Annotated in this window: 14 protein-coding genes, 2 tRNA genes and 4 rRNA genes; 10 read left to right on the forward strand and 10 right to left on the reverse strand. The window is 41.6% G+C overall.

Annotated features, from left to right (window positions below):
- Positions 1 to 9 precede the first annotated feature (9 nt).
- The 3 genes from ACZZZW_RS00125 (at position 10) to ACZZZW_RS00135 (ending at position 2,117) form a co-directional block, all read left to right on the forward strand.
- Positions 10 to 321, forward strand: coding sequence for a hypothetical protein (locus ACZZZW_RS00125; RefSeq protein WP_055910615.1), 312 nt, complete (start codon positions 10 to 12; stop codon positions 319 to 321).
- A gap of 78 nt (positions 322 to 399) precedes the next feature.
- Entirely contained in the window at positions 400 to 714 is a 315-nt protein-coding gene (locus ACZZZW_RS00130; RefSeq protein WP_055910618.1) for a hypothetical protein, read from the forward strand.
- A 71-nt stretch (positions 715 to 785) separates the two neighbouring features.
- On the forward strand, positions 786 to 2,117 hold the full coding sequence (locus ACZZZW_RS00135) for a sigma-54-dependent transcriptional regulator (RefSeq protein WP_463491967.1): 1,332 nt from the start codon (positions 786 to 788) through the stop codon (positions 2,115 to 2,117).
- Positions 2,118 to 2,126: 9 nt separating this feature from the next.
- On the opposite strand, the gene ACZZZW_RS00140 is transcribed toward ACZZZW_RS00135, so the two are convergent.
- Positions 2,127 to 4,604, reverse strand: a complete 2,478-nt coding sequence (locus tag ACZZZW_RS00140; RefSeq protein ID WP_055910624.1) for a hybrid sensor histidine kinase/response regulator — start codon at positions 4,602 to 4,604, stop codon at positions 2,127 to 2,129.
- A 141-nt stretch (positions 4,605 to 4,745) separates the two neighbouring features.
- Here ACZZZW_RS00140 and ACZZZW_RS00145 point away from each other — a divergent pair, with 141 nt between their 5' ends.
- The 5 genes from ACZZZW_RS00145 to rlmN all read left to right on the forward strand — a co-directional run bounded on the left by ACZZZW_RS00145 (position 4,746) and on the right by rlmN (position 8,864).
- Complete coding sequence (locus ACZZZW_RS00145) at positions 4,746 to 5,435, forward strand: helix-turn-helix transcriptional regulator (protein ID WP_055910627.1); 690 nt, start codon at positions 4,746 to 4,748, stop codon at positions 5,433 to 5,435.
- A 74-nt stretch (positions 5,436 to 5,509) separates the two neighbouring features.
- A complete protein-coding gene (locus ACZZZW_RS00150; protein WP_463491968.1) occupies positions 5,510 to 6,070 on the forward strand; it encodes a DinB family protein in 561 nt (186 codons plus the stop codon).
- Positions 6,071 to 6,189: 119 nt separating this feature from the next.
- The gene (locus tag ACZZZW_RS00155; RefSeq protein WP_055910630.1) at positions 6,190 to 6,711 is read left to right on the forward strand and encodes an NADPH-dependent FMN reductase; all 522 of its coding nucleotides are present in this window, start codon (positions 6,190 to 6,192) and stop codon (positions 6,709 to 6,711) included.
- Positions 6,712 to 6,738: 27 nt separating this feature from the next.
- The gene (gene rluF, locus ACZZZW_RS00160; RefSeq protein WP_463491969.1) at positions 6,739 to 7,716 is read left to right on the forward strand and encodes a 23S rRNA pseudouridine(2604) synthase RluF; all 978 of its coding nucleotides are present in this window, start codon (positions 6,739 to 6,741) and stop codon (positions 7,714 to 7,716) included.
- Positions 7,717 to 7,805: 89 nt separating this feature from the next.
- Positions 7,806 to 8,864 carry a dual-specificity RNA methyltransferase RlmN gene (gene rlmN, locus ACZZZW_RS00165; protein ID WP_055910636.1) on the forward strand — a complete coding sequence of 353 codons (1,059 nt, stop codon included), beginning with the start codon at positions 7,806 to 7,808 and terminating at the stop codon, positions 8,862 to 8,864.
- A gap of 450 nt (positions 8,865 to 9,314) precedes the next feature.
- On the opposite strand, the gene rrf (ACZZZW_RS00170) is transcribed toward rlmN, so the two are convergent.
- The 6 genes from rrf (ACZZZW_RS00170) to ACZZZW_RS00195 form a co-directional block, all read right to left on the reverse strand.
- A 5S ribosomal RNA gene (gene rrf / locus ACZZZW_RS00170) occupies positions 9,315 to 9,426 on the reverse strand.
- A gap of 185 nt (positions 9,427 to 9,611) precedes the next feature.
- A 5S ribosomal RNA gene (rrf, locus tag ACZZZW_RS00175) occupies positions 9,612 to 9,723 on the reverse strand.
- Between the two features lie 128 nt (positions 9,724 to 9,851).
- Positions 9,852 to 12,727, reverse strand: a 23S ribosomal RNA gene (locus ACZZZW_RS00180).
- Positions 12,728 to 13,140: 413 nt separating this feature from the next.
- Positions 13,141 to 13,214, reverse strand: a tRNA-Ala gene (locus tag ACZZZW_RS00185).
- A 17-nt stretch (positions 13,215 to 13,231) separates the two neighbouring features.
- A tRNA-Ile gene (locus tag ACZZZW_RS00190) sits at positions 13,232 to 13,306 on the reverse strand.
- Positions 13,307 to 13,499: 193 nt separating this feature from the next.
- Positions 13,500 to 15,021, reverse strand: a 16S ribosomal RNA gene (locus tag ACZZZW_RS00195).
- The 16S, 23S and 5S rRNA genes sit together here with 2 tRNA genes alongside, the layout of an rRNA operon.
- A gap of 905 nt (positions 15,022 to 15,926) precedes the next feature.
- Between ACZZZW_RS00195 and ACZZZW_RS00200 the strand changes: the two genes are divergently transcribed.
- A complete protein-coding gene (locus ACZZZW_RS00200) occupies positions 15,927 to 17,300 on the forward strand; it encodes a hypothetical protein (protein ID WP_055902529.1) in 1,374 nt (457 codons plus the stop codon).
- A 243-nt stretch (positions 17,301 to 17,543) separates the two neighbouring features.
- Here ACZZZW_RS00200 and glyA read toward each other — a convergent pair whose 3' ends face one another.
- Positions 17,544 to 18,815: a serine hydroxymethyltransferase gene (gene glyA / locus ACZZZW_RS00205; protein WP_055902532.1), complete on the reverse strand. Its 1,272-nt coding sequence runs from the start codon at positions 18,813 to 18,815 to the stop codon at positions 17,544 to 17,546.
- Positions 18,816 to 18,877: 62 nt separating this feature from the next.
- Positions 18,878 to 19,621, reverse strand: a complete 744-nt coding sequence (locus ACZZZW_RS00210; protein ID WP_055902534.1) for a segregation and condensation protein A — start codon at positions 19,619 to 19,621, stop codon at positions 18,878 to 18,880.
- Positions 19,622 to 19,832: 211 nt separating this feature from the next.
- Here ACZZZW_RS00210 and dxs point away from each other — a divergent pair, with 211 nt between their 5' ends.
- A complete protein-coding gene (dxs, locus tag ACZZZW_RS00215) occupies positions 19,833 to 21,761 on the forward strand; it encodes a 1-deoxy-D-xylulose-5-phosphate synthase (protein WP_055902536.1) in 1,929 nt (642 codons plus the stop codon).
- A gap of 431 nt (positions 21,762 to 22,192) precedes the next feature.
- On the opposite strand, the gene ACZZZW_RS00220 is transcribed toward dxs, so the two are convergent.
- Complete coding sequence (locus ACZZZW_RS00220) at positions 22,193 to 23,821, reverse strand: gliding motility protein RemB (RefSeq protein ID WP_463491970.1); 1,629 nt, start codon at positions 23,819 to 23,821, stop codon at positions 22,193 to 22,195.
- Position 23,822: the final 1 nt, after the last annotated feature.

Here is a 23,822-nt window from a genome sequence, read left to right on the forward strand (position 1 = left end):
TATAATATCATGAAAAAATTCGTTTTAGCCGCTACATTAGCTTTCGCAGGATTCACAGCAGTACAGGCAAGTGAAGTAAATACAATTAAAAATGCTGCAATTGTTGCAGTTCAAGATAGTGCAGTAAAAACTCCGGTTAAATTGGAAGAATTACCTGAGCCAGTAACCACAGCATTAAAATCTGATGCATATAAAGGTTGGACCGCTACTGAAGCTTGGTCTGTTAAAGAAGGAACAAAAGAGTACTATTTAATCAATGTTAAAAAAGAAGCAGAAACTGGTTCAGTTAAAATTGATAAAGACGGTAAACCTGTTCAATAATCGTAAATAATACGCCATTAAGGCATAATCAACATAAGCGCGGCCCACGGGCTGCGCATAACTAAAAACATAAAGACCATGAAAAAATTAATTTTATCAGCTGCGTTCTTAGCTTTTGCAGGATTCTCAGCAGTACAGGCAAGTGAAGTAAATACAATTAAAAACGCTGCAATTGTTGCAGTTCAAGATAGCGCAGTAAAAACTCCGGTAAAATTGGAAGAACTTCCTGCTCCGGTAACAACAGCATTAAAATCTGATGCTTATAAAGGATGGACAGCTACAGAAGCTTGGTCTGTTAAAGAAGGAACAAAGGAATACTTTTTAATCAATGTTAAAAAAGAAGCAGAAACTGGTTCAGTTAAAATTGACAAAGAAGGTAAACCAGTACAATAAAAACCCAAATATTACATCTACCTATTACAAAAGAAAGCCGGATTATGTCCGGCTTTTCTTATTTTTGTTAAATGGCGAGAATCCTGATTTTAGAAGACGATACAACCTTTGCTCAATTACTTGAAGGTTTTTTAACTAAAAACGGTCATGAGGTAACCCTTGTAACCCATGTTAAGCAATCATTCAAACAAGTTGAGGCTAATGAGTTCGACTTACTTTTAATTGATTATCGCCTGCCAGACGGTACAGGGTTTGAAGTGCTTACGCATATCCGCGATTTAGGCCTATCTATCCCGGTTATCATCATGACCAGCTTTAATGATGTTCGTACCGCGGTAAAATCCATCCAGCTCGGCGCTTTCGATTACATCACCAAACCGGTTAACCCTGATGAGTTACTGATGGTGATTAATAATTCTCTTGCTAAAAAGGATTCAAAAAGTGTTGAAGTAAAAGAAACCAACAGCGATTTTATTAAAGGAAAAAGCGCGATTGCAGATAAATTATATGAACACATCAACCTGGTGGCACCTACCGATATGTCGGTAATTATACAGGGCGAGAGTGGAACAGGTAAGGAATTTGCCGCCAGAACGCTCCACCAGCAAAGCAAGCGTGCCGATAAACCCTTTGTTGCCATTGACTGTGGTGCGTTATCAAAAGATTTGGCAGCCAGTGAACTTTTCGGGCACATAAAAGGTGCTTTTACGGGTGCACTGAACGATAAAAAAGGCCAGTTTGAAGCAGCCAATGGAGGAACGCTATTTTTAGATGAAGTAGGTAACCTAAGTTATGAAGTGCAGATTAAGCTGCTCAGGGCCTTACAGGAAAGAGTGATCCAGCCTTTGGGCAGTACCAAACAGATTCCGGTAAATGTGCGCATCATTACGGCTACCAACGATGATTTGGCCAATAGCATGCAACAAGGTGAATTTAGAGAAGATTTGTACCACCGGTTGAACGAATTTAAAATACAACTTCCACCTTTACGAAACAGAGGAGGCGATTTAGAACTTTTTATCAATCATTTTATCCAGTTATCAAACCGCGATTTAGAACGCAATGTAAAAAGTGTATCAGCCGAAGCAAAGGCCCTTTTGCTCAATTACGATTGGCCTGGCAATTTACGTGAGCTGAGCAATGTAATCAAACGCATGGTTTTGTTAAGTCCTGGTGATGTTGCCCAGGTTGAGGCCTTACCTGATGAAATGATGATTTCAGTGCAACACCAATCCGCTCCCGGTAATTCATCCGATTTAAAGGCAGTAAACGAACAAAATGAAAAGGCACTGATTACTGAAACATTGATTAAGGTTAGGCACAACAAATCAAAAGCAGCCAAAATTTTAAACATCGACCGTAAAACATTATATGCTAAAATGGAACGTTATGGAATTGATTAAATGCTTCCCTTAAACGGTACTTGAATAATCCATTTCTGCTATAAAAGCGATTAAATTATCCAATTTTCTAATCTGCGCCAAAACCTCTGCTTTGGTATGTTCAGTTAAGCCGTTTTCTGCAATTTCAATCTCTAAGGTACGCAAATCATTTGCCAGTGTTTTGGATCCCATTTGTGCGGTACGGCCTGCTAAGCGGTGAACGAGCAACCTGCTTTTATCCTGATTGTTTTCATCCAGGTATTTTTTCAATTCGGCAGCATCATCGATAGAATCCTGTTTAAAACGGTTAAGGATTTTTTCCAATAGCTGCTGATCACCAAATGTCATTTTCTCGATAGAAGAAAAATCAAATTCCGGTGGAGTGGTCAGTATCTCCGTTTTATCAAATATCGAAAGGATATCAACCGCCTTGAAAGGCTTCATAATCAACCCATCAAAGCCCTCACTTAATACCATTTCACGCTCTTCTGGCAATACTTGTGCGGTTATGGCATAAAACTTAACCTGCGCAGGCAATTTCTTTTTTAATAGGTGGCAAAGTTCAATACCGGTCATTTCAGGCATGCGCATATCAACCAGCACATATTTCAAATCAGCTTCAGGTTCAGTATGTAAAATATCGGCCACCTGCGTAAAGCTTTTGTACGGGATTTTATTTTTCAGGAAAATCATTCCGCATAAATCCAGTATCAGCTTGTCATCATCAATCACCCATACCGTACCAGGGTTTACAATGGCATAGTGCTCCAGGTCAAGGGCATCATTAACACGCTCTGTTGTGTTTTCATATTTGATGTAAATATTAAATGTTGTACCAACACCCGCTTTGCTTTTAACATAAATTCTTCCCCCTTGAGTTTCAATGAGCGATTTCACGATCGGAAGCCCCAGGCCTGTACCAGCCTGATTGATAATATATTTCTCCGGAGATTCAATCTGCTCAAATTCATTAAATATTTTAGGAATATCTTTTTCATCAAAACCGATCCCGGTGTCTTTTACTGTAAAATGAAAGTGCAAATCCTCACCCTGCTTTTTGTAAGAAGCCAGTAATTTAATCTCGCCCTTTAAGGTAAACTTAACCGCGTTACCCAATAAATTGAATAAAATCTGTTTCAATCTAAAAACATCACCTTTTACAAACTCCAGGTCAGCCAGATCTAGTGCAACATTCAATTGAAGCGATTTTTGCTCTGCCAGTGGCCGCATCACCGATACCACCTCTTCCAAAGCATTTCTTATGTTAAATACCTGATTGTTAAAACTGAACTCCCCCGAAATAATGCGATTGTAATCCAATACCTCATTAACAATCTGCAGCAAATGAATAGCCGATTGATAAATGGCATCCACATCCTTTTTATTTGGGATATTCTGTTGGGTAATCAGCTCGGCATAACCTAAAATAGACTGCAAGGGCGTTCTAATTTCGTGGCTCATATTGGAAAGGAAGCGCTGCTTCGCTTTACCGTGGTATTCGGCTTCATCTTTGGCCAGTTCCAAAGCCTTGCGGTACCGGTTGCTCTTGGTAATATCGGCTAAGATTAGGTAAAGAAGGATTACCGTTAGCAGAAAAAATATAATAATAATGGTGGTAATCTGCGTAATACCATCATTTACTACCTCTTTGGCTTGTATCCCATTTAAATCCACCTGCGCTACGGCTTCGCCTTCCACTTCTCTTAAAATCTGCAGCATCTGTGCCGTTAGCGCATTACTGGCATTAGAAAGATCGGCTTCGCGTTTCAAAAATTTCTGACTTTTCTGCCGCTGCTCCAGTTCGATATTTTTTAACGAACCCGTCATGCTTTTCATAATACTATCTTCGGCCTTTGCATTTAAAGTATCACGCTTAACTTTAAATTCTTCGTTGATAATTTTATAGACATCAGATTTCTTTTTACCGAACAATTTACTCAAAAAACCTCTTGATTTTTGTTCCTCTTCGGGTGCAACAGTTGTGGTAGAGGTGGTGGTCTCGGTAGTTAATACCGCACTATCGGTTTGCCTGGAGCGTGTTGCAACCAGTTCGTTCAATTTTTTAACTTCATCAGAGAAGGATTTGGTATTCACCAGCTTTTCCCTCACCTTTAAGTAATTTACAAATTGTTTGTCGCGGTCAGAAAGTAAATTTTTAATCGATTTTATCCTTGCCAGCTGAGCAGAATCACCCCGGTATAATTTACGCAAAGTATCCAATGTCGATCTCAGCTTACGCGATTCTTTTAAAAAACTATAAGTACCCTGTTTGTTGAAAGCTTCGTCACGCTGAAGTTGATCCAAACGTGCAATTTTGTGCGAAAGGTCATTTACAATTCTCAGGCGGTCGTTCGGGGCAGAAATTTCTTCAACAGTATCCAACATCCGGGTAAAGGCGAACTTGCTGATGCCCCAGGCCAAAAGCAGCGCAAAACAGGCAAACAGGAAACCTATAATTACTTTACTTTTTATTGCCCGGAAAAACCGCTTTTGAATAACAGCCGCCATTTAATTCAGATTATGATGCTTAAACCACTATTAGAACGGTTTAACGTTTGGAATTGGTATCCATTATCGTTTACAAATAACGTACCATAAGGAAAATCACTAAAAACTTTCTAATTTTATAATCGCCAATACCAAGCAATCATGAACCGGATCGACCGCCTATTTGGAATTTTAACTTTACTTCAATCCAGAAAGTACATTTCAGCGGAAAAAATTGCCGAAAGGTTTGATATGAGCATTCGAACGGTTTACCGCGACATTAAAGCCTTGGCAGAGCAGGGAATACCGGTAAGCTTTGAACAACATAAGGGATATTACCTGGTTCAGGGTTATTTCTTGCCACCCGTTTCGTTTAACATGGATGAAGCAAATGCCTTGCTTTTGGTAGAAAGCCTGGTAAATGGTTTTGCCGATAATTCTATCCGTAATCATTACTCGGCTGCTTTAACAAAAGTAAAGGCAGTATTAAAAACAGGCCAGAAAGAGAAGCTGGAAACCTTAAACCAGCACATTCGCTTACAAATTCCTGAAAGGTTAACTTTCAACTTCGAATATCTTTCATTGATCCAGCAGGCAATTTCTGAAAAACACCTCATCCAGCTCGAATATAAAAACAACAAAGAAGAGGTAAGTAAAAGAGAAGTTGAACCAATCGGACTGATCTTTTATGCTTTCAGCTGGCACTTAATAGCCTGGTGCCATTACCGTAACCAGTACCGCGATTTTAACCTCACCCGGATCATCTGCCTTAAAGACTCAGGTATCCCGTTCAAAAAAACAACGCATATGCAGCTAAGCGAATACATGCATTTGCTACCGGTAAATTATTAAAAAAATATTTTTTTTGCACTGCCATAGGGCTGTCAGTGCGCTGTATTTTCTTTGTGTAAACAAACATCAAAATCATGGGTATAGTCGATTTATTACTGATGGATTTAAACACAGCAGAAAAAACAAAAGAGAAAAATATGGACATTATTAAACTATTATCGAAAGAATTAGCGGCAGAATTTAACACCACCAAAAAATTCCTGGCAATTGTACCTACGGAAAAGTTTGATTGGGCACCGCATGAAAAAAGCATGAAAATGAAATCATTGGCTGTTCACATTGCCGACCTGCCAAGCTGGGTTTCGTTGGCTTTAACAACAGATGGACTGGATTTTGAAACTGCACCATATGTTGAGCAAGAGGCTTATAATGCAGATGATTTGGTTAAAATTCTGGAAAAAAATTATGAAATAGGAAGAAAAGCACTCGAAAATGCAACAGAAGACCAACTAAACGGTCGCTGGGTACTCAGAATGGGCAAACAGGTGTTGGCAGATTATTCAAAATACGAAACCATCCGTCATTCACTGAGCCAAACCACCCATCACCGTGCTCAATTGGGGGTTTATTTAAGATTGCTGGAAATCCCGATCCCAGGGAGCTACGGACCAAGTGCCGATGACCACAATTTTTAATTAATAACATCTCGGAACAGGCCATTGAAACCTGCCAAATTTAATGGCCTGTTTTTTGAATTGCGATTGAATTTACCTGACTCTTTTTTTTATTAATCTTCATTTAGCTACTTTAGCAGATGACAAAACTAATGGCAATTTGTGGCAGTACAAAAGCAGTTTCAACAAACAGCCTTTACATTTCAGCGGTTACCAAACTTTTGGGTAAAACTTTTGAAGTTACCTGCTTTCCATCTATTGCCAATATCCCGCACTTCAATCCGGATTTAGATCTAAATAACCCACCGGCTGCAGTTGAAGACTTGAGGTTAACCATTCAACAGGCAGACGGCATTATCATCTCCACACCTGAATACGCCATGGGCTTACCAGGTTCGTTAAAAAACTTAATTGATTGGACGGTAAGTTCAGCTTCTTTTGCCGGAAAACCAACATTAGCACTTATTGCCTCAACGCAGGGCGAAAAAGCTTACCACTCCATTATCGATATTTTAACAGTCATCGAAGCAAAGGTTACTGCCCAGCACATCCCTTATGCAAAAGCAAAGATCAACAATGATGGCTTAATTACTGATGAGGATACCTTAGGCGAACTAAAAACCACTGTTGATTTATTTGTTGCCAGCATGAAAAATGGATAACACAATTTATTTCCGTAAAATTGCAGCATGAACAACAACTCTGCAACCCGTTTAAATAAATTTATCAGCGAAAGCGGATTATGTTCACGCCGTGAAGCAGATCGTTATATAGAAAAGGGTACCGTTTTCATCAATGGAAAAAGAGCAAAAGTTGGCGATCAGGTTTTGGCAGGCGATAAAGTGATGGTAAACGGTCACAATATCGAACCCAAAGAAGAAAGTAATTTCATCCTTTTAGCTTTCAATAAGCCTGTTGGCATCACCAGTACTACCGAAGGCAGCGTTCGTGATAACATTGTAGATTATGTAAACCATAGCGAAAGGATATTCCCGATCGGCAGGTTGGACAAAGATTCTTCAGGATTGATTTTTTTAACCAACAACGGCGATATCGTTAATAAAATTTTAAGGGCAGGGAATAAACACGAAAAAGAATATGTTGTTACCGTAAACAAACCGATAACCGAAGATTTTATTTTCGAAATGAGTAACGGCGTTCCAATTCTGGGCGTTAATACCCGTAAATGTAAAGTCCGCCAGATCAGTACATTTGTATTTAATATCATTTTAACTCAAGGCCTAAACAGGCAGATCCGCAGAATGTGCGAACATTTCGGTTATGAGGTTACCAAACTTGAACGTACACGCATCATGAATATCAGCTTAAAGGGTATTCCTACCGGGGAGTTTAGGGAGCTTACGGAAGATGAAATGAAAAGCATTACTAAAAGTGTAGAAAAATCTTCTTCAGAAGCCAAATCAAAGCCCAAAAATGCTTCCAGGAAAAAAGCAAATGCCTGGGAAGAAATTCCCGAGCTGAGGCAAGAGCAAGCAAAAAAAACTCTCAAACCATCAAAACCTGCACAAAAACCGGGTGTTAAAAAGCCCTCAAGCCATTCTTCTGCTAAGCCATCCAATGGTAAAGGTAATTCCGCAAATCGAAATGCACGGCCCGCAAAAGGGAAGACAAACGCCAAGCCAAATACAAGGAGCAGAGGAAGATAAAGCTAATCAATTGTAAAATTCGGTTTATTACTGGGACATTCACCGTCATCCTTTTTGCCTTACACCTTTTTTAAGTACCTTTGTAACAAATGGTAACAGCAAAAAAAACCGATATTCGTGCGTTAGATCTTCCTCAACTGCAACAACACCTTGTGGCAATGCAACAGCCTGCCTTTAGGGCCAAGCAGATTTACCAATGGCTTTGGGAAAAATCAGCAACAAGTTTCGAGCAAATGAGCAATCTATCTAAAGACCTACGTAAGGCATTAGATGAAACTTTTGCAATCAATGCTGTTCAGGTCAACAACTCACAGTTTAGTAACGACCATACCATAAAAAACACGTTCAGGCTTGCCGACGGAAACATTGTAGAAGGCGTGCTAATTCCGCTCGAAGACCGCATGACGGCCTGTGTAAGCTCACAGGTTGGCTGTAGTTTAACCTGCAAGTTCTGTGCAACCGGTTATATGGATCGTAAGCGCAACTTGAATGCCGACGAGATTTATGACCAGGTGGTATTAATCGATAAACAAGCCAAACAGAATTATAACAATCCACTCACCAATATTGTATATATGGGTATGGGCGAACCGTTATTAAATTACACTAATGTATTGAAATCTATCGAACGCATCACTGCTCCAGATGGCTTAAACATGAGCTACAAGCGCATTACTGTATCAACAGCAGGCATTGCCAAAATGATTAAGAAATTGGGCGATGATGGTGCGAAATTTAACCTTGCCCTATCCCTTCATGCTGCTGATGATAAAAAGCGTAATGAGATTATGCCAATTAACGAGGCCAACTCATTAAAAGCTCTAGCTGATGCGCTTAAATACTATTTTGCCAAAACTAAAAATCCAGTAACTTACGAATACATTGTTTTTAATCACTTTAACGATGAGATAGCTGATGCAATGGATTTGGCTAAATTCTGCAAGCATATCCCTTGTAAAGTAAATCTTATTGAATACAATCCAATTTCTTTTGCAGATTTTACAAATGCCGAAGGAGATAAAATTGATGCTTTTTCTAATTACTTAAAAAGTCAGGGCATAAACACTAACATCCGCCGTAGCCGTGGTAAAGATATTGATGCTGCCTGTGGTCAGTTAGCAGTTAAAGAAGAAGCCGCGAACGCTTAATTCTTCTTTCCAACACTGGCTTTAAAGAACAAAGCTTTTAACTGATTTAATTTTTCTGGAGCGCAATTACTGTGCAAATAGGAGTGGTCCCGTCCTGCTGTACGTTTTACTCCACCAATAAAGGATTGGCTCCGTGCCCACTTCCATCAGGGCTATCGAACTGATCCAGGCAGTTATAGGAAGAAAGAGGTAAACCGTTAGCAGAATATACTTAACGGACATCTATGTAACCAGAGGGAACCAAACCTTAACTTTCTTCGTCTATTAATGATGAAACTTATCTGGCTTATTTATTATTAAAAGGGATTAAGGCCATTAATAAAGTAAGCACATCCTTATTATACTTAACTTTTCTTAACTTTTTAATGTTGAAAAAAAATCTTGACAGTTTTGAATTTGCCATAAACGAAGAAAACCCTTCAACATTTCTGCTGAAGGGTTTCTTATAAGATTTGGCACCGACCTACTCTCCCACGTGTTACCGCAGTACCATCGGCTCTGGTGGGCTTAACTTCTCTGTTCGGAATGGGAAGAGGTGGACACCACCGATATAGGCACCTAAATATTTTATTGAGGTAGAAGGTGGAGGGTGTGAAGGTGGAGGGGAAACCCTGAACCTTAAGCCTTTCGCCTTAAACCTAAATTTATATCAGTATTAAATATTTCAAATCATGCTGCCTTAAACATAAGGTCTTCTATATAACGAAGAAAACCCTTCAGCATTTCTGCTGAAGGGTTTCTTTTAAGATTTGGCACCGACCTACTCTCCCACGTGTTACCGCAGTACCATCGGCTCTGGTGGGCTTAACTTCTCTGTTCGGAATGGGAAGAGGTGGACACCACCGATATAGGCACCTAAATATTTTATTGAGGTAGAAGGTGCAGGGTGTAAAGGTGGAGGGTAAACCCTGAACCTTAAGCCTTTCGCCTTAGACCTTAAACAGTATTGAAAGAAGTTATTATGAAGAACAAACAACAGTCTGTTTGCTTTGAAAGCTTCGGATGATTAGTACTACTCGACTGTGCTGTCACCAGCTTTACATCTGTAGCCTATCAACGTAGTAGTCTTCTACGGTCCTATATGGAATTCTCATCTCGTGGCTAGTTTCGCACTTAGATGCTTTCAGCGCTTATCTATTCCCAGCGTAGCTACTCTGCAATGCCCCTGGCGGAACAACAGATTCACTAGAGGCTGGTCCAACCCGGTCCTCTCGTACTAAGGTCAGCCCCACTCAAAATTCCTACGCCCACAACAGATAGGGACCGAACTGTCTCGCGACGTTCTGAACCCAGCTCGCGTGCCACTTTAATCGGCGAACAGCCGAACCCTTGGGACCTTCTCCAGCCCCAGGATGTGACGAGCCGACATCGAGGTGCCAAACCTCCCCGTCGATATGAGCTCTTGGGGGAGATCAGCCTGTTATCCCCAGCGTACCTTTTATCCTTTGAGCGATGGCCCTTCCATGCAGAACCACCGGATCACTATATCCGTCTTTCGACCCTGATCGACTTGTCTGTCTCACAGTCAAGCAAGCTTATGCTATTGCACTCCCCGTACGGTTACCAAGCGTACTGAGCTTACCTTTGAAAGCCTCCGTTACCTTTTTGGAGGCGACCACCCCAGTCAAACTACCCATCAAACAATGTCTCCCGAATGATCGGGATTAGACACCGAATACAGAAAGGGTGGTATTTCAACGTTGGCTCCACGACGCCTAGCGACGCCGCTTCAAAGCCTCCCACCTATCCTACACATCCTGTATCCAATGTCAATGTTAAATTGTAGTGAAGGTGCATGGGGTCTTTCCGTCCCGTTGCGGGTACCCGGCGTCTTCACCGGGACCACAATTTCACCGAGCTCATGGCTGAGACAGCGCCCAGATCGTTACACCATTCGTGCAGGTCGGAACTTACCCGACAAGGAATTTCGCTACCTTAGGACCGTTATAGTTACGGCCGCCGTTTACTGGGGCTTCGATTCAATGCTTCTCTTACGATGACATCCCCTCTTAACCTTCCAGCACCGGGCAGGTGTCAGGCCTTATACCTCATCTTTCGATTTTGCAAAGCCATGTGTTTTTGTTAAACAGTCGCCTGGGCCTTTTCACTGCGGCTTACATTGCTGCAAGCGCCCCTTCTCCCGAAGTTACAGGGCCATTTTGCCGAGTTCCTTAGCCATGATTCACTCGAGCACCTTAGAATCCTCTTCCCGGATACCTGTGTCGGTTTGCGGTACGGGTTTTTATAACCTGAAGCTTAGCGGTTTTTCTTGGAAGTCTGATTACCTGCGCTATCCGCTTACCCGAAGGCTCGCGGTACTATCAGCTTTCAGCATCGTTGGCGGATTTGCCTACCATCGATATACCTACGGCCTTTAACGATCTATTCCGTCAGATCGCGGCAGTGTCACTACTCCGTCCCCACATCGCAGTTATAAAAAGTACTGGAATATTAACCAGTTGTCCATCGAATTTCCCCTTCGGGTTCTCCTTAGGTCCCGACTGACCCTGATCCGATTAGCGTTGATCAGGAAACCTTATCCTTTCGGTGGGCGGGTTTCTCTCCCGCCTTATCGTTACTTATGCCTACATTTGCTTTTCTATACGCTCCAGCACCCATTACCAGATACCTTCGCTGCATATAGAATGCTCCCCTACCGATATATTTCAATCCCATAGCTTCGGTGAACAGTTTAATGCCCGTTTATTATCCATGCCCGATCGCTCGACTAGTGAGCTGTTACGCACTCTTTAAATGAATGGCTGCTTCCAAGCCAACATCCTAGCTGTCTGTGCAATCGGACCTCGTTAGTTCAACTTAACTGTCACTTGGGGACCTTAGCTGATGGTCTGGGTTCTTTCCCTCTCGGCGCGTGACCTTAGCACCCCGCGCCTCACTGCAGATCATATTTCATAGCATTCGGAGTTTGTCTGGATTTGGTAGGATTTGACTCCCCCGCACCCAATCAGTAGCTCTACCTCTATGAAACTTAATATCCACGCTGTTCCTAAAAACATTTCGGGGAGTACGAGCTATTTCCCAGTTTGATTAGCCTTTCACCCCTACCCACAGATCATCCGGAAACTTTTCAACGTTTATCGGTTCGGTCCTCCAGTACGTGTTACCGCACCTTCAACCTGTCCATGGGTAGATCACAAGGTTTCGCGTCTACCCCCTCTGACTATACGCCCTGTTCAGACTCGCTTTCGCTTCGGATCCGTGCCTGAAGCACTTAACCTTGCCAGAGAGGAGTAACTCGTAGGCTCATTATGCAAAAGGCACGCCGTCACACCACTTGGATGCTCCGACCGCTTGTAAGTACACGGTTTCAGGTTCTATTTCACTCCCCTGTTCGGGGTTCTTTTCACCTTTCCCTCACGGTACTGGTTCACTATCGGTCTCTCAGGAGTATTTAGCCTTACCGGATGGTGCCGGCAGATTCCCACAAGGCGTCTCCGACCTCGCGGTACTCAGGATACTACTAGACTGGTATTCTATACGTGTACAGGGCTATCACCTTGTCTCGCCGGGCTTCCCATCCCGTTCCACTTCTGTTTACCAATGCCACATCGTAGTCCTACAACCCCCACTTTGCCGTAACAAAGTAGGTTTGGGCTCTTTCCCTTTCGCTCGCCACTACTTAGGAAATCATTGTTATTTTCTCTTCCTCTGCTTACTTAGATGTTTCAGTTCGGCAGGTTTGCTCATTATATGTGACTAGTCTTCAACTAGCCGGGTTGCCCCATTCGGAAATCTTCGGATCAGTTCCTATTTGCAAATACCCGAAGCTTATCGCAGCTTATCACGTCCTTCATCGCCTCTGAGAGCCAAGGCATCCCCCGTGTACTCTTTATTACTTTCTTCTACTCATATGCCTTTTGCGCCATATGGTATGCTTTTTTTGCTCTTGTCATGATGTCTCACACTTATCGGTTTCTTGCGATCCCTTTAAGCGAGCACAAACACAACAGTCGCCTATTGTTGTTTGCTCTTCTTTTTTAACTTCTTCCAATATGTCAAAGAACTTTACTGAGGCTGAAGGCCGAAGGTATAAAGGCGGAGGGTTTCATTGTCCCCAACCTAAGCTCCGTTTCAGCTCCGTTAGTAAAAAACTGCGGTCTCGAACCGTTCCATACCTTTGATCGTATGTGCCCCATGGCGTTTCTTCTTTTCTTAATCTTTATGTCAATGTATATTATCTATCCCGATAATAAGGTATGTATTCTTTGTTTTTTGAAAGCTTTCAGCTTTGGTCTTTAAGCTTTGAGCTCAAATGTGGAGAATAACGGAGTCGAACCGTTGACCTCCTGCGTGCAAGGCAGGCGCTCTAGCCAGCTGAGCTAATCCCCCAAAAGGATCTTAATGTGTAGTCCCGTCCAGATTTGAACTGGAGACCCCTACATTATCAGTGTAGTGCTCTAACCAGGCTGAGCTACGGGACTTCTTGATTTTTAAGGTAGGCTTAACAGTTGCAGTATATAGTATCTTACCGCTACTGCTTCCCTTTTTGGCTTACCCATCTTATAGTCCGTTAAGCTTGCCTTTATAGCAGCCCACCGTTTTCTTCTGGGTGTTTCTTTTTTCTCTTTTTTTCGAAATATCATGTTGCGTGGCGAGTAGGCGGTGCTACTCCAGAAAGGAGGTATTCCAGCCGCACCTTCCGGTACGGCTACCTTGTTACGACTTAGCCCCAGTTATCGGTTTTACCCTAGGACGCTCCTTGCGGTTACATACTTTAGGTACCCCCAACTTCCATGGCTTGACGGGCGGTGTGTACAAGGCCCGGGAACGTATTCACCGCGTCATTGCTGATACGCGATTACTAGCGAATCCAACTTCATGGGGTCGAGTTGCAGACCCCAATCCGAACTGTGAACGGCTTTGTGAGATTCGCATACCGTTGCCGGCTAGCTGCCCTCTGTACCGTCCATTGTAGCACGTGTGTAGCCCCGGACGTAAGGGCCATGATGACTTGACGTCGTCCCCTCCTTCCTCTCTGTTTGCACAGGCAGTCTGTTTAGAGTCCCCACCATAACGTGCTGGCAACTAAACATAGGGGTTGCGCTCGTTGCGGGACTTAACCCAACACCTCACGGCACGAGCTGACGACAGCCATGCAGCACCTAGTTTCGTGTGATTGCTCACTCATTTATCTCTAAATGATTCACTAACTTTCAAGCCCGGGTAAGGTTCCTCGCGTATCATCGAATTAAACCACATGCTCCTCCGCTTGTGCGGGCCCCCGTCAATTCCTTTGAGTTTCACTCTTGCGAGCGTACTCCCCAGGTGGAACACTTAACGCTTTCGCTTAGCCGCTGACTGTGTACCGCCAACAGCGAGTGTTCATCGTTTAGGGCGTGGACTACCAGGGTATCTAATCCTGTTTGATCCCCACGCTTTCGTGCCTCAGCGTCAATAAGACCATAGTAAGCTGCCTTCGCAATCGGTGTTCTGAGACATATCTATGCATTTCACCGCTACTTGTCTCATTCCGCCTACCTCTAGTCCATTCAAGCCCATCAGTATCAAGGGCACTGCGATAGTTGAGCTACCGTCTTTCACCCCTGACTTAACAGGCCGCCTACGCACCCTTTAAACCCAATAAATCCGGATAACGCTTGGATCCTCCGTATTACCGCGGCTGCTGGCACGGAGTTAGCCGATCCTTATTCTTCCGGTACATTCAGCTTCCTACACGTAGAAAGGTTTATTCCCGGATAAAAGCAGTTTACAACCCATAGGGCAGTCTTCCTGCACGCGGCATGGCTGGTTCAGAGTTGCCTCCATTGACCAATATTCCTTACTGCTGCCTCCCGTAGGAGTCTGGTCCGTGTCTCAGTACCAGTGTGGGGGGCCATCCTCTCAGATCCCCTAGTCATCGTCGCCTTGGTGGGCCGTTACCCCGCCAACTAGCTAATGACACGCATGCCCATCTCAATCCCATAAATGTTTGATCATTGGATAATGCCATCCTGTGATTTTATGCGGTATTAATCCGGATTTCTCCGGGCTATCCCCCAGATTAAGGTAGGTTGCATACGCGTTACGCACCCGTGCGCCACTTTCAAATCCAGCAAGCTGGATAATCTCGTTCGACTTGCATGTATTAGGCCTGCCGCTAGCGTTCATCCTGAGCCAGGATCAAACTCTCCATTGTAAAATGTGTTGTAAGATGCTGACCAGTTTTAACTATTGTTAAAAATAGTCTTCTTTTTTGTTATGTTGTCTGTTAGACACCACCTTTAAAATAAAGCTACGTAATCATGTACTTTGATCGGTACTCCATTACCTCGCTACGCTACATTGACATCTCTTTTAAGAACTTGTTGACCCGGTAACCTCACGGCCGGCCATTTTATATATCTTCGGTTTCAGTTTGGAAAAGTCTTCTTTGTCTTCCCCGTGTTTCATCCGTTTCAATCTTTTTTCTGTTCGCTTTCCGCAACATCCGCTGCTCAGCTTTTTGCCCTTCCTTTCGGTTGGGAGTGCAAAGGTAAGGATCTTTTTCAAACTTCCAAATAAAATAAATTTTATTTTTAAGGTCTTCTTTTTCCTTTCCCTTATTTCAATAGGCTGATTTTATTCAGCTTTCCGTCCTTCCGGAGCGGGCTGCAAAGGTAGCAATCTTTTCCTCACCTGCAACATTTATTTTAAAATAAATCCTGCCCTATCATCACCCTCTGCCATCCTTTCATTCAAAACCCTTCCTCCGAAGCGGGATGCAAAAGTAGGGAATTTCAGCTTATCCGCAAAGAAAATATCACTATAAACGCACAGTTTAATGTAAGTGTATGGTTTTCAGAAAGAAAAATTTAATGGAGTGAGCAAACTTTTTGGAAGTTAACGTGTTTATAGGGGCTTTTTAATGAGATTTGCACGGTTTCATCTGCGCTCGACTGTTTGAAAATCAGAAAGACCCTGCTAGCTAAACCCGGCAGCAGCGGCAGCGCCCGGCTTTTCGCCGAGACTGAAACGTATTGAGGGGAAAACTTTTAGTAACACTATGATGTTATTGTATACTTATCTGTTGTAAGTGCTCAAACAATTTTCTAAGTTTGATTTATGCGTTCGATTATCTGTTTGATAGTACCCATCTTTTTACTTGCTTCATCTTGCCGTAAAGGAGAACGCATCACTACTGATGCAAATGCAAGGTTAAGTATAGCAAATACAGAATTATTATTCGACACTATTTTTACTGCTACAGGCTCTACAACAAAGCGGCTAAATATTATTAATAATAACAGCAATGCGGTTAAAGTTTCTGAAATTAGATTGGCCGGCGGAGTTGCTTCTGCGTTTAGTTTGAACATTAATGGTGAAAGTACGCTTACCAAAAACGAAATACTTATAAATGGGCGCGATTCCATAAACTTGTTTGTTAAGGTAACAATTAACCCGACTGCACAAAACCTTGCTTTTTTAGTTCAGGATTCCATTATATTCATTACGAACGGGAATAGGCAGGTGGTTCAGCTTTTGGCTTATGGCCAAAATGCCATATTCATTACAGAATCAACAATCAATTCCAATACAACCTGGGTAAAATCGCTGCCCTATATAGTTAATGGCGCACTAACTGTAAAAAATGGGGCTTCGCTGAACATTCAACCGGGTGTTAAAGTTTATTTTCATAAAGATGCCAATTTAAATATTGAAGGTAACCTTAATGTAAATGGAACGGTTACAGAGCCAGTTGTATTTTGTAGCGATCGGTTGGAAAAAATGTACAATGATGAGCCCGGACAGTGGAAAGGTATTTTTATAAAAAGAACCGGAAATGGAATGATCAAAAATGCACTCATCAAAAATGCATCTGTGGGCATAACTTCCGATTCGTTATCATCGAATGCCAATCCTAAATTAATTTTGAGCAACAGCATTATTAGAAACATGCAGGTGGCGGCCTATATTGGTTACCATTCAGAACTCCTTGCTTTTAATAACCTGATGTACAATTGCGGCAATTATTTAATTTATGCCGTAGGTGGAGGAAACTATAACTTAAAACATAATACTTTTGCTGCTTATAATTTGGATTTTCCCAGGAAAACGGCAGCACTGAGCTTTTCGGACTATTTATCGCCAACGGCGTATAACAAACTGCAATTAGAGATCAGAAATAACATTATTTGGGGCAGCTTAAACAACGAGTTGGATCTTCAAAACAAAAAAGCTACACCTGTACAGCTTAATCTGTCTAACAACTTAATCAGAACCACCAGCACTAGCTATACCAATAATGGAAATATTTTAAATACAGATCCACTCTTTATCGATAGTGAATCTGGAAATTTTGAGTTATCAGCGAATAGCGTTGCGAGAAAAAAAGGTGCCGATTTAAGTACTGATCCATACTTTGCAAGTTTTTTAAGCAAGGACATTAAAAATTATAATAGATTTTCTCCCTCAACGTTAGGGAGTTACGAAAAATAATAAACTATTTCCCCTTTCATAAAAACAAAAGGGAAAGAATTCTCGTTTATATATTTGAGAGCGTTAATTTAGATGGTAAGGGTCGATATTTCTAAAGAATATCGGCCCTTTACTTTTGCCAGCATTTTTTGAAATTAGGTTAACAATGCTTTCACATCTTATAAAAAAATCATAAAACAAAAAGCAGCTACAAATTAATGCAGCTGCTTTTTGGCTTATCCTAAGCTAGATTAGAAACTAATCTTATTTATAAAGCGGGAATGCGCTTACTAGTTTTATTACTTCAGCTTTCACTGCGTTCAGGTTAGCTGCATCTTCAGGATTGGTCAAAACTCTGTCAATGAGCTCCACAATCTGCTCCATTTCGCTTTCTTTTAAACCACGGGTGGTAATTGCTGCAGTACCTACACGGATACCAGAGGTTACAAATGGCGATTTATCATCAAAGGGAACCATATTTTTATTTACAGTAATCTCTGCTTTCTCCAAAGCATTTTCAGCCACTTTACCAGTGATGTTTTTATTACGGAGATCAATCAGCATCAAATGGTTATCTGTACCACCAGAAATAATGCCGTAACCTTTGGCTACAAATGCCTTAGCCATGGCTTGTGCATTGGCAGCAACCTGCTTAATGTAAGTGCCATACTCTTCACTTAAAGCTTCGCCAAAAGCAATTGCTTTAGCAGCAATAATATGCTCTAACGGGCCGCCTTGTGTACCAGGGAAAACTGCCATATCGAGCAAGTTACTCATTAAACGGATTTCACCTTTAGGTGTTTTCAATCCCCATGGATTTTCAAAATCCTGTCCCATCATAATCATACCGCCACGTGGGCCACGCAAAGTTTTGTGGGTTGTAGTAGTTACAATGTGACAGTGTGGAAGTGGGTTGGCCAACAGTCCTTTCGCGATCAATCCTGCCGGGTGAGAAATATCAGCCAAAACCAGAGCACCTATTTTATCGGCCACCGAACGGATAAAAGCATAATCCCACTCACGTGAATAAGCAGAAGCGCCACAAATAATTAATTTAGGTTTTTCTGCTAAAGCTACTTCCTCCAGTTTTTTATAATCGATTAGTCCGGTTTCTTTTTCAACACCATAAAATAATGGCTGGTACAATTTTCCCGAAAAGTTAACCGGCGAACCATGTGTTAAGTGACCACCGTGTGAAAGATCGAAACCTAATATTTTATCGCCAGGCTGTAAAACAGCGAGCATTACAGCTGCATTGGCCTGTGCGCCAGAGTGTGGCTGAACATTTACCCACGCTGCACCGAACAATTGTTTTGCCCTATCGATAGCAATTTGCTCCACAACATCCACTACCTGGCAACCGCCATAATAACGTTTTCCCGGTAAGCCCTCAGCATATTTGTTGGTCAATACCGATCCGGCAGCTTCCATTACCTGCTTGCTTACAAAGTTTTCTGATGCAATAAGCTCTAAACCATGCTCTTGGCGGTTTAACTCCTTATCAATAAGTTCAAAAATTTGGTTGTCGCGTGTCATCATTATATTAGGTTTGTATTTTTTTGGCAAAAGTAAGAAATTCAAATCTAATTTTGGCCGTATTAGCTTAATGCTTTCACATTAAAGTTGTTAAAGCCGCTCCCAATGGTTATCTCTACGATTTGTTGCTGCAACATTTCTAAAATAGCCAGGAAATTGTATACAAAATGAACCTTATTTTCAGAATTCTTAAGCACAAGAGCAAAATCGATCTGTTTGTTAATATCGAGCAGGTTGGCAATAAAGTGCTTTTGTTGTTCAATGGTATAAGGGTATTGCACAACCGTATGCTTCACCTCCTCGCTCCGCAATTCATATTTTTGCATCGTACGGTGATAAACGGTAAGCAGTTTATACAGATCCAGTGATAAAAGTTCATCCTGATGTGTAGACGAAGCCGCAGCCAAGGTAAGATCGTAGGCAATATTTCCCCTATGATCCTGCTTTAAACGCTCTTGCTCCAAAACCTTCATCTCTTCAGCAGCAGATTTAAATTGTTTATAAGCAATCAATCTCGCAATCAGGTCCTGTTCCGAATTAATTTCATTCCCCTCCTCATCGACCGAGATTCTGGGCAACAACATTTTAGATTTAATCCGCATCAGGGTGGCAGCTACCAGGATAAATTCACTCGCTACCTCCACATTTAAAGCCAGGAGCTGATGGATATAGGCTAAAAAGTCGTTGGTTATTTTTGCAATTTCTACATCCTGGATATTAAGTTCATCCCGCTCAATAAAGAACAACAACAAATCGAAGGGACCTTCGAATACCGGAAGTTTTATTTCAAAATTCTCTGCCTGCATCTGGATAAACAAACATAACAAAAATTTTCAGGTCCTAACAACCCAAACCCAATTATAAGGCCTTGTTTAAACAGCACCTGCAACTTTAAAAGCCTGTCGCTAAGCCCTCACCGCCAACCGCTTAACCCTCAAGAATAAACCACGATTTTTCGTTTCGATATTAAAACAAATTTACCTTACTTTGTATCTTGTTTTTTACCACAAATTTCGAATGCAAGTAAAAGCTGGCCCCCTATTATCTAAAATCAACTATCCCGCTGATTTAAAGCAATATAGTGAATCTGACTTAGAACAAATAAGCCAGGAATTACGACAGTATATTATTGACGTTGTAAGTGTTAATGGTGGGCATTTTGCATCCAGCTTAGGCGTTGTAGAATTAACCGTAGCCTTACATTATGCACTCAACACCCCCTACGATAAATTGGTTTGGGATGTGGGGCACCAGGCATACGGACATAAAATCTTAACCGGCCGCAGAGATTTATTTCATACCAACCGCGTATATAAAGGCATTAGCGGTTTCCCTAAAATTACCGAAAGTGAGTACGATACCTTTGGTGTTGGCCACTCCTCTACCTCAATTTCAGCAGCTTTAGGCATGGCGGTAGCTTCGCAGTTAAAAGGCGAAAGCGACAGGCAACATGTTGCCATTATTGGTGATGGTGCAATGACGGCAGGTTTGGCTTTTGAAGGGTTAAACCATGCCGGAATCGAAAACAGCAACGTGCTGGTGATTCTGAATGATAATTGCATGTCCATCGATCCGAATGTAGGTGCACTTAAAGAATATTTAACCAGCATTACCATCTCCAAATCGTACAACCGTTTCCGCGATGATATTTCCCATGTATTGGCCGGCCTTTCTAAACTCGGACCAAATGCCCATAAATACGTTAAAAAAATAGAGAAAAGCATCAAAGGGACCTTGCTGAAACAAAGCAATTTATTCGAAGCCTTGAACTTTAGGTATTTTGGCCCTGTTGATGGGCACGATGTAAAACGTTTGGCGCAAACCATAAAAGATTTATCTGCTATACCCGGCCCAAAACTTTTACATTGTATCACCGTAAAAGGAAAAGGTTTTGCGCTGGCAGAAAAAGATCAAACCGTTTGGCACTCACCAGGGCTGTTTGATAAGATCACAGGCGAAATCAAAAAAAGTATTCCCGATAAACCGCAACCACCAAAATACCAGGATGTTTTTGGGCATACCATGGTAGAACTGGCAGAAGCAAATGCTAAAATTGTAGGAATTACACCAGCAATGCCATCAGGATCGTCATTAAACATCATGATGAAAGCAATGCCAAAACGTGCATTTGATGTCGGCATTGCAGAACAGCATGCAGTAACCTTTTCTGCGGGTTTGGCTACTCAGGGTTTAGTACCTTTCTGTAACATCTATTCCAGTTTTATGCAAAGGGCCTACGATCAGGTGATCCACGATGTGGCCATTCAAAAACTAAATGTCGTATTTTGTTTGGATAGGGCAGGGTTGGCTGGTGCCGATGGAGCAACACACCATGGTGCCTATGATATTGCCTACATGCGTTGTATCCCGAACCTGGTAATCTCCTCTCCAATGAACGAGGAAGAATTGCGTAACCTGATGTTTACCGCTCAGCAAGAAAACATTGGGCCTTTTGTAATTCGTTACCCACGAGGTAATGGTGTGATGCCCGATTGGAAAAGACCTTTCAAAGCGTTGGAAATTGGCAAAGGCCGTAAAATATGTGATGGAGAAGATGTAGCATTGCTAACCATCGGTCATGTTGGTAATTTTGCTGTAGAAGCACGTGCAGAATTAAATAGCGAAGGCTTTCATCCGGCACATTACGATCTGCGTTTTGTAAAACCCTTAGATGAAGCTTTATTGCACGAAGTATTTGCGAAATACAAAAATGTAATCACCGTAGAAGATGGCTCGTTGCCAGGCGGAGTAGGTTCTGCAGTACTCGAGTTTATGGCCGATCATGGTTACAACGCCAACGTTATCCGCTTGGGTATTCCAGATCAGTTTATTGAGCATGGCGAACAGGCCGAGCTTTGGGCAGAATGTGGTTACGATAAAAATGCAATTGTAGAAGCAGTAAGAAAAGTGGCTGTAAAAAGAACAACAGATAGTATGGCGGGTTAAGGTGTGATCTTAATTCATTTTACATCATTCCTGCACAGGTAAACATCTAAATGTGATATGTGTTCTGAAATAAGCGTTACTTAAATAATGCTTATAATGAGCCTATAGGGAAACATGAACTTCCTTTGCCTCAATTATCAGAATTCAGAAATAAATCCCCTCAAAGCACGTCATTTCGAGCAAAATGAACGCATTCGAGAAATCCATCCTATTTACATTCTGTAATACTTTAGTCGAGAATAATAAATACTTTATAAATCCGCTTATTTATTTCCCAAGCACTGAATCATTTACCAAAATCCTAAACAGCGATACCATTTCCGCTTCTTTCCGTACCTCATTAGCAATAAACTTCCATGCACTAAACTCCTCCAACCAAAAAAGCCTCAGCTAAGAAATAACTGAGGCTCTTTTGATATAATAAGTCCTTCCTAAAAATCAGAATATAAATTCCTGAACGAACTGCGTAAACCGAAAGTAATCAAACCCGTATTATTTTTTCCGAGGCTATTACTTTCACGCCTTAATATACCGCCAACTTCTAAACGCAGATTATACTTCGGATTAACCACATAAGCAACTTTACCTTCAGCATAAAAAAGATCAGTACGGATACCTTGTGTTGTATAATTTCCAGTCGGTTTAACGGCATCCGTATAAGGTTCAAAAATATTCTTGCCATAGTTTTGCCCTGCTATATCCAATCCGTACTTGGCATACATCAGTTCACCACTAAAATCAAAACGTTTATAAGAATAGTTTAACAAGCCAACGACTTCTCTAAAGTTAGCCCCCAGCGGATGCGCTAAAGGTTCGCCATATTGGGCATAATTGATAATGGGCTTCCGGGAAGAAAATGTATAAGGCTTTGCGGTATTGTATTCTAGTAAATAATTTAATCCGGCAACATGGAAAACATCAGCTCCGCGGAACCCTAACTGCCAGGCATATTTATTTCTTGCGCTCCCATCAGAAGAGAAAAATTCTTTTGCCTGAAACTCATCAAGTGAAAATTGTCCATAGGCAACCAGCTCTTTTGCAAACTTGTATTTACCCGTAAATCCCAGCAACGCGTTATCTGGAGATCCACTCGAGGCCTCAATTGGCCTCAAAAAGATAATTGGATTGGCGTATCCCCAATCAAAGCCTCTCCTATTTCCAGCATCATCTGTTTGTGCCCATACAATCGAATCAAAAAATCCGATAGATAAACGGTTATTTACATTCCAGTCTAAATAATGGAATATCCCTCCCTTTTTTCTAAAACCAGCTTCATATGATAATTGAGGTGCACTTGGATCTTGCATAGCTGCCCACATCACCATATATTGCACATTACCCAAATTACCCGTCAGCTTTAAAAAAGGATATGGAGAGGCATAATCAGATAATAACAAGGAACGATAACCATCACCTACGAAATTTTTATCATAACCTGCTGTGATATTCAAATACTTTATAGGCGTATAAGCAACTGTAGCAGTAACATAAGACCAATCTGCCGTTAATGGATTAATATCAGGATTATATCCTTGACCATATTTACCACCAACCCGGTTATAAGATTGGCCAGGTACAATACCATTTCGATCTATATAGTTGCGATAATAATCAGCAAAACGACCTTGATTTTCAAATCCACTGGTATAGAAAGAAAACTTCTTACCTATTGTACCCCCAACCTGGTATCCACGGGTATTTAAATACGTATTTTTCTTACCGGAAAAATCTCTTCCTATCTGAAAGTCCGGTAAAAAATCGGCATATACTGTATAATCCTCTTTCTGAATATCCAATAAATGTTCCTGAAACAATTTTCTTGATACCCACGATTTCCTCGTTGAGTCTACTCCAATACTTAATAAAGCTGAGCTTTTATCGCGAAGCAAGCTATCATCAATAAAGAATGGTTTTAACGAGCTATGAATCCTGGTATTCGGATTATATACTTCACCGCTTAATTTCTGATAGAATTGATAAGAATACGGTTGATAAACAGCTTGAGCTTTCAGCTCATGGATAGAAACAACTAAAAATAGTAGGAATAAGATTTTCTTCATG

The organism is Pedobacter sp. AC379, from assembly GCF_979258145.1.

Excerpts from the sequence above, each read along its gene's own strand:
- ACZZZW_RS00125 (WP_055910615.1), top strand. The coding sequence starts at position 10 with ATGAAAAAATTCGTTTTAGCCGCTACATTAGCTTTCGCAGGATTCACA.
- ACZZZW_RS00130 (WP_055910618.1), top strand. The coding sequence starts at position 400 with ATGAAAAAATTAATTTTATCAGCTGCGTTCTTAGCTTTTGCAGGATTC.
- ACZZZW_RS00135 (WP_463491967.1), top strand. The coding sequence starts at position 786 with ATGGCGAGAATCCTGATTTTAGAAGACGATACAACCTTTGCTCAATTA.
- ACZZZW_RS00140 (WP_055910624.1), bottom strand. The coding sequence starts at position 4,604 with ATGGCGGCTGTTATTCAAAAGCGGTTTTTCCGGGCAATAAAAAGTAAA.
- ACZZZW_RS00145 (WP_055910627.1), top strand. The coding sequence starts at position 4,746 with ATGAACCGGATCGACCGCCTATTTGGAATTTTAACTTTACTTCAATCC.
- ACZZZW_RS00150 (WP_463491968.1), top strand. The coding sequence starts at position 5,510 with ATGGGTATAGTCGATTTATTACTGATGGATTTAAACACAGCAGAAAAA.
- ACZZZW_RS00155 (WP_055910630.1), top strand. The coding sequence starts at position 6,190 with ATGACAAAACTAATGGCAATTTGTGGCAGTACAAAAGCAGTTTCAACA.
- rluF (WP_463491969.1), top strand. The coding sequence starts at position 6,739 with ATGAACAACAACTCTGCAACCCGTTTAAATAAATTTATCAGCGAAAGC.
- rlmN (WP_055910636.1), top strand. The coding sequence starts at position 7,806 with ATGGTAACAGCAAAAAAAACCGATATTCGTGCGTTAGATCTTCCTCAA.
- ACZZZW_RS00200 (WP_055902529.1), top strand. The coding sequence starts at position 15,927 with ATGCGTTCGATTATCTGTTTGATAGTACCCATCTTTTTACTTGCTTCA.
- glyA (WP_055902532.1), bottom strand. The coding sequence starts at position 18,815 with ATGACACGCGACAACCAAATTTTTGAACTTATTGATAAGGAGTTAAAC.
- ACZZZW_RS00210 (WP_055902534.1), bottom strand. The coding sequence starts at position 19,621 with ATGCAGGCAGAGAATTTTGAAATAAAACTTCCGGTATTCGAAGGTCCC.
- dxs (WP_055902536.1), top strand. The coding sequence starts at position 19,833 with ATGCAAGTAAAAGCTGGCCCCCTATTATCTAAAATCAACTATCCCGCT.
- ACZZZW_RS00220 (WP_463491970.1), bottom strand. The coding sequence starts at position 23,821 with ATGAAGAAAATCTTATTCCTACTATTTTTAGTTGTTTCTATCCATGAG.